Raw genomic sequence first — 14,461 nt, 5'->3', positions numbered from 1 at the left:
ACCCTGTGTTCTCGCTGCTCAGCCATGCCTGGAACAGACGCTGCCTGAAAGATCTGTCGTGGCGCTTCCTGTTCGGGCCAGAACACCCGGACGAAGTCGTCTGCTTTGATTGCGAAACAACCGGCCTGGACCGGGAAAAGGATGATATTATCTCGCTGGCTGCGGTCCGTATTCGCGGAAACCGGATCCTGACCAGCCGGAGCCTGGAACTGTTCATTCGCCCGGGTCGGGCCATAAACCGGGATGCCATCCGCATCCACCATCTGCGTGAAACCGATGTGGCCGGTGGCTTTGCCCCACAGGAGGCCATGGCGCGCTTCCTGCACTTCATCGGCACGCGCCCGCTGGTCGGTTATTATCTGGAATTTGATATTGCACTGGTAAACCGACTGCTGAAACCATGGCTGGGGATTCGCCTTCCGAATCGCCGAATCGAGGTATCTTCTCTCTACTACGACAGAGAAATTACACGGCACGATCCGCTGTGGAGGGGGCATGTTGACCTACGCTTCGATACCATGATGCAAACACTGGACCTGCCACGCCTCCAAGCCCACAATGCCTTGGACGACGCCGTTATGACAGCCCTGATGTATATGAAACTTCGTAGCAAACCTGTGCGGAAACACGGAGAACGATCATGAAACGCAACATGGGAACAATAGACCGGGCCCTGCGCCTGATTGCAGGCGTTGCGCTGATTGGTTCAGCCCTTGTCGGGGCCATTGATGTGTGGGGCTATGTAGGAGTAATCCCGCTGCTGACCGCCGTGTTTGGCTACTGCCCGGTTTACGTCCTGTTCGGTTTCCAGACCTGCCCGCTTGAGGCTGAGGACACCAGCCAGGGAAACCCGCCAGCCAGCGCATAGCGATAACATGTGCGTGAGTCAGGATTCCAGTTTCAAGCCTATGACTCCGCAGACAATCAATGCGGTAAAGACAACCCGCCGGACCGTCAGCGGGTCTTGGTGCAGGATGATTCCGGCGGCAACAACCCCGACAGCCCCTAACCCGGTCCAGACTGCATAGGCCGTCCCAATCGGGATTCCCCTCATGACAAAGGACAAAAGCCCGATATTCAGAACCGTCAGAAGCAAACAGCTTCCAAGTGTCATAACCCCGGGCTCCTGCTGGACAGCCTTGAGGCTGAGTGCCCACATCACCTCGGTAATAACGGCCAGAAACAAGACAACCCAGTAAACAGACATTCCGATACCCCACAGATAAACAGGCCAAAACCACCTGCACCCGAGAACGGGTATCACCATAAGAAACGTCTGCAAACTGTGGCAAAGAAAAACGGTGCCGGGTTGTTCATCCGGCACCGCACATATGCAACAAGGAAACAGCACACTACCTGAAGAGCTGCAGCACCGACTGTTCAGACTGACCAGCGAACGACAGGGCCTGAATCCCCAGCTGTTGCCGGGTCTGCAGGGCCAGAAGGTTTGCGCCTTCCTCGTTCAGGTCGGCAAGAACAAGCTTGTCAGACCCTTCAGACAGGATGTTTGTATAGTTTTTGGTAAAGTCCAGTCTCACCTGGAGGATAGCCACTGCACCACCAAAGGATGCTGCCTTGGCGCGCACGTTGTCGATTGTGCGTTCCAACCGGTTGGTAACCTTGTCGGCAAAGTTGTTATAGCTGGCCAGATTTGGCGCAACCGAAAGGTTATAGACTGAAAGAGCCGCCGTAAATCCGAGACGTTGGAGAACAGTAATCCCCAAACCCGCCTTTGAAACATTCATGCTCAATACGCCATTGATGGTCGTACGGAACAAACGCGAAGCGTTGAAGTTCAGGCCGTTGATCTCCAGCTTTGAGTCAGCTTTTTCAGAGAAATAAACTGTCAGCTTGGCCGCTGAGGAGTTCAGCAGATTCTGACCCTGATAGGACGTATCATCAATCAGCTTCTGGATCTGCCAGGCCAGCGAGCCAAGCTGCGACGTGAATTCCTGCCGCTGTTCCTTGGTCGCCGTACGCGAGCTGTTGACAATACCGCGCATCTGGTTGGCCAGCTGCTCAAGTCGCTCGGTTGTCTCGACCACCACCTTCAGGGCGTTGATCCCTTGGTCAATCGAGTCCTTGCGCGCAGAGAGATCGCGGGAACGGTCACTGAGTGATTTGGCCTGAAAGTATTTCAGGGCATCATCAATAACCGAAGATACGGCCTTGCCTGTTGACAGACGCCCTTGGGTACGATTGACCAAAGACTGCGTATACTGCAGTGACAACAGGTTCGCCCGGCTGGAGGCAGTAAGGGAGATGTCAGCCATGGGTTTGCATCCTCTATTCTTGAAAATGCCTTCAACCCCGTTCTGGGGGATCTCCAGCACAAGCGCGCCCGGAAGATCTGTCCGTGCAGGCTGTCCCGATGACGCAATACTGCATTTACAGGAGAAGTGTTACCCAATGGTTAGTGGCTAACCCATTCAAAACACAAACATATAGGCAGATATTGCCTAGTGCCGGAAAGGCCTATGAAATATAAAAACAAACATCATCTGCATCGGATTCCGTGTACAGTACCGACAGGGAATTTTATCAATCACCATTGTTTCCCGATTGTCATTAACAGGGGGAAATCTTATGCACGACCCAGTTCCCATCCGCCGGTTCGACTCTCCGTCACCCGATCTGGACGGCGCTTCCATTCTGGTAACCGGGGGAACCGGGTCTTTTGGCCAGCAGTTTGTACGCACGGTCCTGGACCGCTACCGCCCCAGACGCCTGGTTGTCTTCTCCCGCGATGAACTGAAGCAAAGTGAAATGGCGGCTGTCTTCCGACCGGAAACACACCGCTGCATGCGTTATTTTCTGGGTGATGTACGCGACCGCATGCGCCTGGAATTTGCCATGCGGAACATTGATTACGTCATTCATGCCGCCGCCCTGAAACAGGTTCCAGCAGCCGAATACAATCCGATAGAATGCGTCCATACCAACATCATAGGGGCCGAGAACGTTGTATACGCTGCCATCCGGGCTGGCGTGAAAAAGGTTGTTGCACTGTCTACTGACAAGGCTGCCAATCCCATCAACTTGTATGGGGCCAGCAAACTGGCTTCAGACAAAATCTTTGTTGCAGCACGCCACATTGCGGGCGGCTCTCCCCGCTTTTGCGTTGTCCGTTATGGCAACGTTCTGGGATCACGGGGCAGCGTGGTCCCTTTCTTCCTGGACTTGATGGCGCAAGGCGTCGACAGCCTGCCCGTAACGGACGAGCGGATGACCCGGTTCTGGATTTCCCTGGAACAAGGCGTGGATTTCGTCCTGTCCAGCTTGGCCATGATGCAGGACAGCGAAGTCTTTGTTCCAAAAATTCCCAGCGCCCGTGTTGTTGATATTGCAAAATGGATGGCTCCTAACCTGACATTGCGCACCGTTGGCATACGACCGGGCGAAAAACTGCACGAAGCCATGATCCCCCTGGATGATGCCCGGTCTACGCTCGAGCTGCCGGACCGCTATATTTTATTGCCGGTACCGACGCACTCAGACACCCCGCGCCGGGAATTTTCCGGAGCGACACCGGTTGATGAGTCCTTCTCCTATACATCAGACAAAAATAACGAGTGGATTGACCGGGACACTTTTCTGGCTGCTGTTCACAGCAAATTTCCTGACAAACGCCATCTTCTTTCCACATCGTAGGGAGCACCGTGCCGGAGCGACATCATGAGTCTGGAACCGTTCCTGCCCTATGGGCGCCAACTTATTGACGAGGATGATATCGAATCTGTCGTGCAGGTCCTGCGTGGTGACCTGATCACAACCGGGCCGGTTGTCACACACTTCGAGCACGCGCTGGGGCAGCGTATCGGGGCGTCTTCTGTCGTCGCCTGCTCCAGTGGCACAGCAGCCCTACACCTGGCACTCCTGGCACTGAACCTGCAACCGGGAAAGCGGGATGCCGCGATTGTTCCCAGCATTACCTTTGCAGCCACGGCCAATGTGGCCCGTTTTATCGGTCTGCACGTTGTATTCTCCGACGTCGATCCAGACACAGGCCTGATGCGGGATTGCGACCTGGAAGCCGCCCTGTTCCGGGCCCGCTCCGACGGATTGGTTCCCCGCGTTGTCCTGCCCGTCCATTTTGCCGGACAAAGCGCCGATGTTCCGGTTCTGGTTGATATTGCCAGCAGCGCCAGCTGCGCCGTGGTGGTCGATGCCGCCCATGCACTGGGATCGCAGGAACCAGGGGGCATTCCGGTCGGAAGTGACCAAAGCACGGCACACATGACCTGCTTCTCGTTCCATCCCGTCAAAACAATTACCACCGGCGAAGGGGGAGCCGTCACCACCGCAGACCCCGATCTGGGGCAAACGCTGCAGCGCCTGCGCAGTCATGGCATCACGCGGGAACCCTCTGCTTTCATGAACAGGGATATGGGTTTTACCGAAGAACACGCCAATCCATGGTACTATGAACTGCAGGATATCGGCCCGAATTACCGTATTACGGATATCCAGTGCGCCCTTGGCCTAAGCCAGCTTGGCAAGCTGGACCGGTTCCTGGAAAGCAGGGCGGCCCAAGTCGCTCGCTACCACGAGCGACTTGCTCCCATGGCTCCCCGGATCCGTCCACTGAAGAACCTGCACCGCCCACAAACCGGGTGGCATCTTTTTGTTGCCCTGATCGACTTTGACGCTGCCGGGACCAGCCGTGCACACGTCATGGACGCACTGCACAAGGCAGGGATAGGAACCCAGGTTCATTATATCCCGGTGCATACACAACCCTATTATCGCCAGCATAGTCCATGGGCTGAACTACCGGGTGCCATGGAATATTATCGCCGCGCACTGTCATTACCCCTGTTCCCGGGGATGACCGTCGATCAGGTCGACCGCGTTGTCGATACCCTGCAGTCCCTGCCGGAGTTGCAGGTTTGATGACAAGAACAGTCTGCATTGTCCAGGCCCGGATGACATCATCCCGTTTACCGGGGAAGGTACTGGAAAACCTGGCAGGAAAGACTGTTCTGGCGCATGTCCTGGAACGATGTGCCGCAACGCCCGGGGTAAACCAGGTTGTGGTGGCAATCCCCGACGAACAAACCGATGAACCCGTTGTACAGGAAGCAACCCGCCTTGGCTTTCCCGTGTGGAGGGGATCGCGCGATGACGTCCTGTCGCGGTTTCACGGCGCAGCTCACGCCTTCGGCGCTGATATCATTCTCAGGGTCACCAGCGATTGCCCGCTGACAGACCCGTCGGTCAATGGACAGGTTCTGGCACTGGTTACGACCGATATCGATTATGCCTGTAATGCGGCTCCTCCCCTGTGGCCTCACGGGCTGGAGGCAGAGGCGTTTACCCTGCAATGGCTTGACCGTGCCCACAGGGAAGCCCGTCGCCCCAGCGAGCGGGAACATGTTGGTCCCTTTATCCGTAACCATCCGGCTGCGCGCACGGCAATCCTGCCCGGCCCGGGCGAGCCGGAATGCTTGTGGCGCTGGACTCTTGATACCCCGGATGATCTGGTTTTTCTGCGCACTCTTTTTTCCAAGATGCCTGTGGATGAAAACCGTTTCAGTTGGTCCGTACCGGCAGCCATCATGCATCGGTATCCCGAACTGGCATCCATCAATGCCGGACATGATCGTCTGGAAGGGCTGAAAAAGTCGCTGCGGGCAGATGCCCTACGTTCAGGCAAGACGGCAATCATCCGGTGTGATGCCGATCCAAGGCGCGGAGGGGGGCACCTGATGCGCTGCCTGAATCTCAGCCAAGGGCTGACAGCCCTGGGCTGGTCCTGTCATTTTGCCGCTGCAACAGGCAGCTTTGAGGCAACAGGCCGGACCAAACCACCGGGAACCCTTGAATTATCGGGTGATTCAGTCATGAACCCCGATGCCCTGCGTCACTGGATGCCCGATGGCTGCGACCTTCTTGTTGTCGATCACTATGACCTGGATGCCACGTGGGAACAAAGCCTGTACGGCTGGGCAAGAATGATCCTGAGCCTTGATGACCTCCCGGGGCGCCCACACTCCGGTGCTGTCCTGTCTGCCATTCCCCTGCCCCCGGCGGGGCCAGGGCCGTGGCTGTGTGGCCCGGAGTGGGCAATCCTCAATCCCGCATTCCTGGCACTACGTCACAAAGCACTGGAACGGCGCCAGCGCATGCAACCTGTTGAAAGAATTTTGATCTCATTCGGCCTGACAGACCCGGATAATACAACATCCCTGGTTTTGGATGTTCTGCGTACAACAGTCCGTGACCTGAGCATTGATGTTGTCATCGGCTCGGGTTCACCATGGCTGGAAGCCATCAGGGCCGCCGCCGCTCAATGTGATCCCCCCGCACAGCTTCACATTGATGCGGACAATATACCCGCATTACTGCTCGAGGCTGACATGGCCATTGGCGCCGGAGGCGTCAGCGCCTTTGAACGGTGTTGTCTTGGCCTGCCGTCCATACTGATCCAGATTGCCGACAATCAGAAAGAAACGAGCGCATTATTGTCAGAGCACCGGGCCGCGCTGGATCTGGGATCCCGGCATGATCTCCAGATTGATGACCTGGAGAGGGCGATACAAGCCCTGATCCATAATCCGGGCAAGCGGGCTGCAATGGCGCAAACAGCATCATCCCTGTGTGACGGACGTGGCTTGTTCCGGGCCATGTGCGCTCTGCTTCCAGTCCTCACCCCGACGGGATCTTCCATCACACTCCATCCAGCCCAAGCGGCAACGCAGAAGGCGCAAAGGCGCGATCATCTCGTATCCGATATCCGGGTTGATGGTCAGAAGGCCGGATCACTAACACTGGAACACATATCTGACAACGCGGGCAACGATGATGAGAATGCAAAAGCACCCGCAATGCTGCTTACAGTATCCTTGGAAACAGAGACTGCAGATGTGATCGAAGCTGCCCTGATCCTGACCCGCCGCCTGGCCCCGCAGGAAAGGTTGTTTGTCCGTAAAAACACAGTCCCGGGCACTATACTGATACAGGCCGGATACACGCCCCGGGCCGACAACCTGTTTGTACAGGAGCCATCGCCATGAACATATCCCCGCCTCCCGGATATAGCCTGCGGCACCCATCTTGCAAAACGAATCGGGCACAAGACTGCTCCAACCACCCCTTGAAAACGGCAAGGGACTCCATAGCCAGCGATTCGTTTCAGAACAGACATATTTTGACATCTGACACGAGTCTTCCGGAAGCAATCCGTACCCCTTCCCCCTTGTTGGACAACGAGAAAAAGCAACGCAGGGAAATGGTGAAACACCTTGCTTCTCTTTGCAGATGACTCTCCATGACAAAGCACGCACTATGTAAGCTGTGCTTGGAAAGCTTTCCGTAAGGCTTTTCTGGCAGTGTTGCCGTCAGAAGTTTCTGAGAAAAGGGCTTGGCAACTTATGGTAGATCTGACCCAACTACGCAGAATGCCAACACCCAACGTCTTGACCGCCGTCAATACGTTCAACAAGTCTTTGGTTGTAACAGCCAAGCTTCAGGAAACCATACAAAATCAGCTGAATGCCAAGGCGGCCATGATCGGCGATCGTTATGCCGCATCGGTATCGGCAAAAGGTCTCGATCGGGCAAAATGGGCACGTACCGAAGACAGCGTGCGGGGTGCCGTTGACAAGATTGACTATGCACTTCAGGCCCTAACCGATATTGCCAACACGCTGCCCCAGATGAAGTACGTCGTCCAGAAGGCAACGGCTGATTCTGTTGAGAAACCCGAGAATCTAAAAGCCTATGCACAAACCCTTCAGTCTTATATCCGCTCCATGGACGTCTCCATTACCAGTGCACGGGGGCGAACCCCACTGCTGGACAGCCAGAGCGGTGGCCTGATCTACAGGACCGGAATCACTGAGGGCGAACAGACTGAATATGGACGGGATCTTTCCACACGCTTCTCCCTCGAAAAGGATAATATTCGGTGGGAAGCGGACAGAGCATCAAATTCTTTAATAGAGTATGTGGATGGGAAGGCAACCAAGAATTCAGGGCTCCTGACTGGTGGTGCGCGCTTGGACGCAATCAATACCGATGGAACTGTAGACTTCACAATCGGAGCCAGTACCGCATCACCGCAGACAATGACTGGCTTTACGCTGAAACGCAGCGGGCTTGACGTTGCTGACTCATGGTTCTACGAAGACTTGGCAACCGAGGACGGGCGTGCGCGTGCACTGAAAGACATCGAGACTGCGCGGGGCACCATCGCCGTACAAAAGACCCGCATTGAAAGCATGAAAATTACCGCTGAGTTCTACGCACAAAGGGCAAAAGCAGCCATCGCATCGATTGATGCCGATAACATCAAGACTGCAGAAGCCCAGGCAGCGGAAATCGAGAAACTGAAAAGCGAGGAATCCCTGAAGGCCCAAGTTCTGCTGCGCTCTGTGATGCAAAGCGAACGGCTCTCACAAACCTATGCCTCGATCCTCAAAATCCGGGACAACCCCCTCCTTCTCAAGAAAAAAATCCGGAACGCAAAGATTTTTGACACGATCCTCAAAGTCTCCATCTAGGCATAGTCCCGCCCTTGCTCAAAAGCAAAATCCGGATTGCCGCCTGATCAGTCCTGAAAACGTGGCGGCCATTGGTTTGTAACAGTCAGGGCGGCCAAAGGACCACTTTGCGTTGCTCCTTCCGGTTCAACCGGCATGGTAATAACAAGGCGGGTTCCTTTTCCAGGCTCGGAGTCCACCGTTATCGTTCCCCCAAGGACACCGGTCACCAGATTGAACACAATGTTCAGACCCAACCCTGACCCTCCGGAGCCACGACGGGTTGTAAAAAAGGGATCGAACATACGGTCCCTCACTTCTCCAGATACTCCCTTTCCATCATCGGCAAACACCAGTTCCAGCATACCTCCGGCAATAGGACGGACACTGACGGACAGGACGCCTTTCTGCCCTTCGTCATAAGCGTGCATGACGGCATTTGTCACAAAATTGGATAAAATCTGGGACAAGGCTCCCGGCCAACTGACAATCTCCAGATCCGGGGGGCAAGAAACCTCAAGACGATGGCCGGCCTTACGCAGCATGGGCCCGAAACTACGCAAGACATCATTGATATAATTCGACAACCGGAAGCGCGTTTTTTCACCCCCGCTCCGATCGACAGCAATCTGTTTGAAGCTGTTGATCAGATCTGCCGCCCGCTGGATATTTGCCACCATCAGGGACGTCGTTTCCGTGGCCTGCGCCACAAACTGTTCGAACTCGGATTTGCGCAACACCCCTGATGCCATTTGGCGGTTGATCACATTGGCCCGCTCCATCAAAAAAGAAGCGGCAGTCAGGGTCACACCAACCGGGGTATTGATCTCGTGGGAAACGCCGGCCACCAGTTCACCCAGGGATGCCATCTTTTCTGCCTGGATCAGGTCGTGGCGGGCGCTGCGCAAATCAGATAAGGCACGCTCTGCTGCAGTGCGTGCCGTTTCCAGTTCCTGCTCGCGCTTCAGCTCGCCGGTGACTTCCCTGAAAATCAGGACCTCTCCCCCGCCAGGCATCACCTGCCGCCGGACCCGTAGTATCCGCCCATCAGCAAAAACAAGGTCAGCACTCTCCATCTCCGGGCCCCCGTCACCCTGCGGGCGCCCCCCCCTCTCCAGAAGACGCACCGCATCCGCATCCGCAGAACCCGGAGCAACGGCAGCTTCCATAACAGATGACAGGGGTGTCCCCCGTCGTCGCAAACCCGGTGGAATACGGAACAAATCACAGGCCCGGCGGTTCCAGGCCACCAGTCGTCCTTCAGGATCGCAGGCAATCAACGCATCGGGTATGGATTCCAGGGTTGCATCCACCAACCGGCTCTGGCGACCAAGCGTTCTGGCCAGTTCGGCCACTTGGGTCTCAAGATCACTGTTCAGGGCGGACAGGTGCTGGTAAAGCCTTGCATTCTCCAGGGCAACAACAGCCTGTGCTGCAAGATAGTGCAAGAACTCCATCCGGGCCGGTGTAAAAAGGCCAGCGGTCCGGGCATGCTCCAGCCACAGCATTCCACCGGGTGCTCCACCTTTTGAGAGGGGCATGCACAGCAAGGAACGTGTCTGGGTATGACTGATATAGGGATCCAGAACGAACGGACCCGTTTTCGTCGCATCATCCAGCAGCACGGGTTCACCTGTGCTCTCCGCCAAGGCAAAAACAGCCGGACTGAACAGCATCGCAACATCATTCTGCCCCGGATCCCCAGTTACAGCAACCGGTCGCCGGATACTATCCACCCGCGCTGTTGAGGCATCACTTTCAGCCTCGATAGCCCAGCCATCGCCTCCCCTCAGGAATAACAACCCACGGCTGGCACTTGCAGCACCCATTGTAATCCGCAGAATATTCTCCAGCAGGACCGATCGCTGAAGCTCGCCGGAAATAACACGCGCAGCCCGCATGGCTGCCGCAAGATCAAGACCTCCCTCACGGGATGTTTTGACCGGCCGTCCAGGACGCTCTCCCACATCATCACGCAAATCAACCCAACGGCTGCGCAAAAGGGATACCAGTCCCTCCGCTCCCCAACTGCGTGCTACATCCAGAGCTTGGCGCCGCCATGACAAGGCAATACGGGACTGGCGTTGCCCATCATGAAAGGATGCCGCCATAAGGCAAATCAGGATTTCGTCAGCATAAATACCGTTATCTGCTGCTGTCTGGAAGGCTTTGGCATACAGGCCCTCGGCCACTGTCAGGCGGAACGATACGCGGGCAACTTCGGCCTCGACCAGCAACAATCGTTGCAGATGGTTCACCGGACCGATATCGGCCCGCTCCTGCATCAGGGGCAAGAAGCGCCGCAGTGCCAGACGCCGTTCGGATTCGCTAACACTGCGACTGTTCAGAATCGTCAGAATGTAGAGCCAGTCATAAATGGCAACAGATAGTGTCCCCTCGATACGGCGTGCAACGGCCGCAATACGACGCGCAAACTCCAGGGCATGACCATATTCGCCACAGATGACTGCAAGAAACAGCACAACAATACCTGCCCCCCCTGCCAACGCAGGATGAGCCGAATTGAAAAGACGCTCCAGAAAGGCACGTTCCTCCTCAAGAAGCCCGGGAAGATCGGCAGATACAAGGCTGTCCTGCATCAAGAGACGGCAGGTACGCTGAACCGTCATCAACCAGGGGCGAAAGTCACGGCTTCCCGTACGCTGGCAGAAATCAAGGGTTCCTGCGGTTTCAGAAGCCAGCTGGGGCAAAGATCCACCATTATAGAAAGCCAGCTCAACAGAAAGCCCCATGGCCATGACAACGGAGCCATCGTCTCCGATACGGCCTGCCTCGGCAGCACAGGCACGCAACGCATCGCGGGCTGCATGCAAGTTCTCTCCCCAATGCAGCCCGAGGCAACGCGCAGCCAGCTCGGCCCGAACCCGCATCATCCCCGAGGGCAGGGAGGCAATAAAGCGGATTGTACGACGGGCCAGACTTTCAGCCAGGCGGATACGCCCCTCGCTGGCAACCTGCATAACTGCCGATGCATGTGCGGCAGCAAGAGATCCCGGCGTCCCACTGTCCAGCGCAAGCCGGACAAGCACGGTAACAGCCCGCGGAGACAGGGATGGCCCGGATGGGAAACAAGCCGTTGCTGCTGTAAACAGAAGCCCCACGGCAGCATCCAGTGAGCGACTGGCATCAGAATTTGCACGGGGTTCTGTCGCCATCAAACGAGGAAGAAGCCAAGACAGTCGAATCTTGGTCAGCACACGGCCAAACCAGCTGCTATCCGGCCGAACATTCAGGCCCATGGAAGCAAGAGCAGAAACGGCAACAGCCATAGCTTCTGCCCGGTTGCCTTCTGCAGCAAGGGAAAAAATACGGTACTCCAGAGCCGGTGCTGCCGCCGCGACATCTCCTGTCCCGGCAAGCAAGGCATCCGCCGCGTGTTGCAGACTGTCCCTGAAATCCAGTGCACAAGCTGACTCCGCTTGCGCAAGAAAAAGATCATGGGCCAGAATAGGGTAAGACTGCCACGGATCCGGTCCAAGACTGTCGATACCAGAGACGGCATGATCATAAGCCACAGCATAGGCAGCCAAGGCAGCAGCACGCCGGGCTGCCTCGTGCTCCAGCTCGGCCAGACGCCCCCCAAGCCGGGGGTCATCCGGCTCTATATGGCCGGCACGCACATGATCCAGCGCTGTAAATAAAAGAACAGAGGGAGCATCCGTACCCAGTTCCTGACACAGGGTCAAACCAATCATCTGGTGATGAAGCGCCTGCTCCTCTTCCGACATCAGGGAAACAACGGCATCACGAACAAGGTGGTGACTGAATATCAGATAGGGAACACCATGAACGCCATCCGGATCAGGAACAGGAGCATGAGGCAAAAGCAGGACGCCACGCTCCAGGGCAATACCAAGACGCTCGAGAATAACAGCGGGAGCAAGGTGTACAACCCGGGTCAAAAGATCCATGGATACAAAAGATCCAAGGCACGCCGCCGTTATCAAAATCTTGCAACACTCTGCACCAAGATCATCAATGGCCTGATGCAGGGCATCGCGGGGATCGTGAGCAGACAGGTATTCGCCAAGAACAGCACCATCCCAAGACCACGTCCATGTGGTACGGTCCAGTATAATTTTCCCTTGGTCATTCAAGATACGCAACAGCGTGTGAATCCAGAATGGATTCCCCCCGCTGTGGACAATAAGAAGGTTGGCCAGCTCCTCTATACCTGATGGAGCACCCCCAAACATATCTGTCAGCAGGGCAACGACATGATCAACCGACAAGGCGCCAAGCGCCACAAGAGGTGGCATGCTGCCGTTACGGTCACTGCGACGCAACAAGGATGAAACAGGATGATTGGCACCCACCGCATCTTCCTGCCACGCGACAACAACCAGTAAATGGCGCAGGTCACCCTCGACCAGAATATAGCGCACCAAGGCGATACTGGAGGAATCCGCTTCATGCAAATCGTCCATGACCAGAACCAGAGGTCTGGATGGACCAGAAACAGCCTGCAGGAAACGTAGAACAGAACGGAACAACCGCGCCTGGTTCTCACGGAGCGGAAGAGGATCAGGCAAAGGACGGCGACCAACAATCAAGGCAAGGTCAGGCACCAGATCCAGCAAAACCCCGAGATAATCCGCTGGCAAAGCCTCAAGACGGGCGCGGGCCGCATGCAAATCAGACTCTCCGCCCCCCAGCAGAGCAGCAACAAACTCCGAGAAGGCCTCTGCCAGAACACCATGGGGTGACCGGCTCTCGCGTCCACCAAAGCGGGCAAGTATGACAGCCATCAAATGACCGGAAAGCGGGAATACCTCATTTACCAAGGTTGTCTTACCAATCCCGGCCGGTCCGCAGACCATGACAAAACCACCCTCGCCATTAAGAACATTATCGCGACAGCGGCGTAGCATCGTGATTTCGCGTGATCGTCCATACAAGCGACTGGGCTGGGCAAACCGTTCAAAACGATCAAAGCGACCGGGGTGGAACCCTCCCGCACGCGATGCCGTATCCGTAGCAGACACAGGGGAAGCAGAAGATGTCCGGCATGCCAGAAGGTCAGCCTCCAGACCAACCAGACTCTGGTATCGGTCCTCGGGTGCCGGAGCCAGCAACTTGAGTACAATAGCGGCCAACGACCGTGAAATACCCGGACTGCGCAAGGCAACCTGAACCGACGAAGAGCCGGAGCGCACCGGGTTCCCCGTCAGCATCTCAAAAAGAACGCAACCGAGCGCATAGTAGTCATTACGGAAATCATCCGGACGGACAGGCCCGCGACCTTCACCATGCACAGAACGCATTTGCGGCAGTTCGGGAGGCAAGGGAAATGTCGCCGGATCCGTCCGGTCCAGAACCGCATCCAGGTCAGCCAGGCGTACGGTACCATCATGATCAAGAAGGACATTGACGGTTGACACATTGCGATGCAGAAGGCCTGCCGCATGCAGATACGACAGCGCACGCACAAGCCCGATCGATGTATCAATGAATGTCGTACGGTCAAAAGGACCACGCGAGATCTCGGTTGCCAATGTCCGGGCACCGGTATCGGCCATAACGAGAACAACGCCAGCCTGATCTTCCAGAAAATCGACAGCCGGGGGCGTTACAGTCCCCCCCAAACGGACAAGAAGCCGATACTCGCGGTGCAAACGCTCGACGGCATCCAGGGACGGCAGGCCGGTGTTGATATATTTAACTACAACAGCAAGGGCATCACTATCACGCCGACCGCGCCATACTGTATGTATACGTCCAGCATGGAGGCATGATTCCAAAGTGTAACCACTAATAAGGCGCATAGAAAACCGGACTCCCCGGCTGGATATCAAGAAGCGATCATACACAATGGCAGGATAACGTGTCACAATCACTCGCCATTAACGGATTATGCGCAAATATTGACGACAGGGACATGCAATGGCATGACCATAAAAAGGGCTTTTACTTTTTATTTCCGTCCCCGGATTATCACGTCCTCTTCTCTGGAATGG

Annotated in this window: 9 protein-coding genes; 6 read left to right on the top strand and 3 right to left on the bottom strand. The window is 56.1% G+C overall.

The window, feature by feature from the left end; translation table 11 throughout:
- The first annotated feature begins 5 nt into the window (after positions 1-5).
- Both HEQ60_RS06570 and HEQ60_RS06565 read left to right on the top strand, forming a co-directional pair.
- Positions 6-644: a 3'-5' exonuclease gene (locus HEQ60_RS06570; RefSeq protein WP_168070775.1), complete on the top strand. Its 639-nt coding sequence runs from the start codon at positions 6-8 to the stop codon at positions 642-644.
- Complete coding sequence (locus HEQ60_RS06565) at positions 641-868, top strand: DUF2892 domain-containing protein (RefSeq protein WP_168070773.1); 228 nt, start codon at positions 641-643, stop codon at positions 866-868. Before HEQ60_RS06570 ends, HEQ60_RS06565 begins: the two co-directional genes overlap by 4 nt.
- An 18-nt stretch (positions 869-886) precedes the next feature.
- Here the strand turns inward: HEQ60_RS06565 and HEQ60_RS06560 are convergent, their stop codons facing one another.
- Both HEQ60_RS06560 and HEQ60_RS06555 read right to left on the bottom strand, forming a co-directional pair.
- Entirely contained in the window at positions 887-1,207 is a 321-nt protein-coding gene (locus HEQ60_RS06560; RefSeq protein ID WP_168070771.1) for a DMT family transporter, read from the bottom strand.
- Positions 1,208-1,352: 145 nt separating this feature from the next.
- A complete protein-coding gene (locus HEQ60_RS06555) occupies positions 1,353-2,273 on the bottom strand; it encodes a flagellin (protein WP_168070769.1) in 921 nt (306 codons plus the stop codon).
- A gap of 313 nt (positions 2,274-2,586) precedes the next feature.
- Between HEQ60_RS06555 and pseB the strand changes: the two genes are divergently transcribed.
- From pseB to HEQ60_RS06535, 4 genes are all read left to right on the top strand, one after another.
- Positions 2,587-3,651 (top strand): UDP-N-acetylglucosamine 4,6-dehydratase (inverting), encoded by a 1,065-nt coding sequence (gene pseB / locus HEQ60_RS06550; RefSeq protein ID WP_168070767.1) that lies wholly within the window; start codon positions 2,587-2,589, stop codon positions 3,649-3,651.
- Between the two features lie 24 nt (positions 3,652-3,675).
- Positions 3,676-4,893 (top strand): UDP-4-amino-4,6-dideoxy-N-acetyl-beta-L-altrosamine transaminase, encoded by a 1,218-nt coding sequence (gene pseC, locus HEQ60_RS06545; RefSeq protein WP_168070765.1) that lies wholly within the window; start codon positions 3,676-3,678, stop codon positions 4,891-4,893.
- Positions 4,893-7,016 carry a UDP-2,4-diacetamido-2,4,6-trideoxy-beta-L-altropyranose hydrolase gene (pseG, locus tag HEQ60_RS06540; RefSeq protein ID WP_168070763.1) on the top strand — a complete coding sequence of 708 codons (2,124 nt, stop codon included), beginning with the start codon at positions 4,893-4,895 and terminating at the stop codon, positions 7,014-7,016. The genes pseC and pseG overlap by 1 nt, the downstream gene beginning before the upstream one ends.
- A gap of 357 nt (positions 7,017-7,373) precedes the next feature.
- The gene (locus HEQ60_RS06535; RefSeq protein WP_168070761.1) at positions 7,374-8,504 is read left to right on the top strand and encodes a hypothetical protein; all 1,131 of its coding nucleotides are present in this window, start codon (positions 7,374-7,376) and stop codon (positions 8,502-8,504) included.
- Positions 8,505-8,551: 47 nt separating this feature from the next.
- On the opposite strand, the gene HEQ60_RS06530 is transcribed toward HEQ60_RS06535, so the two are convergent.
- Positions 8,552-14,269: an AAA family ATPase gene (locus tag HEQ60_RS06530; protein WP_168070759.1), complete on the bottom strand. Its 5,718-nt coding sequence runs from the start codon at positions 14,267-14,269 to the stop codon at positions 8,552-8,554.
- Positions 14,270-14,461 lie beyond the last annotated feature (192 nt).

Origin of the sequence: Haematospirillum sp. H1815, from assembly GCF_012102705.1 — a bacterium.
GTDB lineage: Bacteria > Pseudomonadota > Alphaproteobacteria > Rhodospirillales > Rhodospirillaceae > Haematospirillum.
Note: the sequence above shows the minus strand (reverse complement) of the source record. Positions and strands in the feature narration are given on the sequence as shown.

Coding starts and splice junctions, on each gene's coding strand:
- HEQ60_RS06565 (WP_168070773.1), top strand. CDS start 641: ATGAAACGCAACATGGGAACAATAGACCGGGCCCTGCGCCTGATTGCA.
- HEQ60_RS06560 (WP_168070771.1), bottom strand. CDS start 1,207: ATGTCTGTTTACTGGGTTGTCTTGTTTCTGGCCGTTATTACCGAGGTG.
- HEQ60_RS06555 (WP_168070769.1), bottom strand. CDS start 2,273: ATGGCTGACATCTCCCTTACTGCCTCCAGCCGGGCGAACCTGTTGTCA.
- pseB (WP_168070767.1), top strand. CDS start 2,587: ATGCACGACCCAGTTCCCATCCGCCGGTTCGACTCTCCGTCACCCGAT.
- pseC (WP_168070765.1), top strand. CDS start 3,676: ATGAGTCTGGAACCGTTCCTGCCCTATGGGCGCCAACTTATTGACGAG.
- pseG (WP_168070763.1), top strand. CDS start 4,893: ATGACAAGAACAGTCTGCATTGTCCAGGCCCGGATGACATCATCCCGT.
- HEQ60_RS06535 (WP_168070761.1), top strand. CDS start 7,374: ATGGTAGATCTGACCCAACTACGCAGAATGCCAACACCCAACGTCTTG.
- HEQ60_RS06530 (WP_168070759.1), bottom strand. CDS start 14,269: ATGCGCCTTATTAGTGGTTACACTTTGGAATCATGCCTCCATGCTGGA.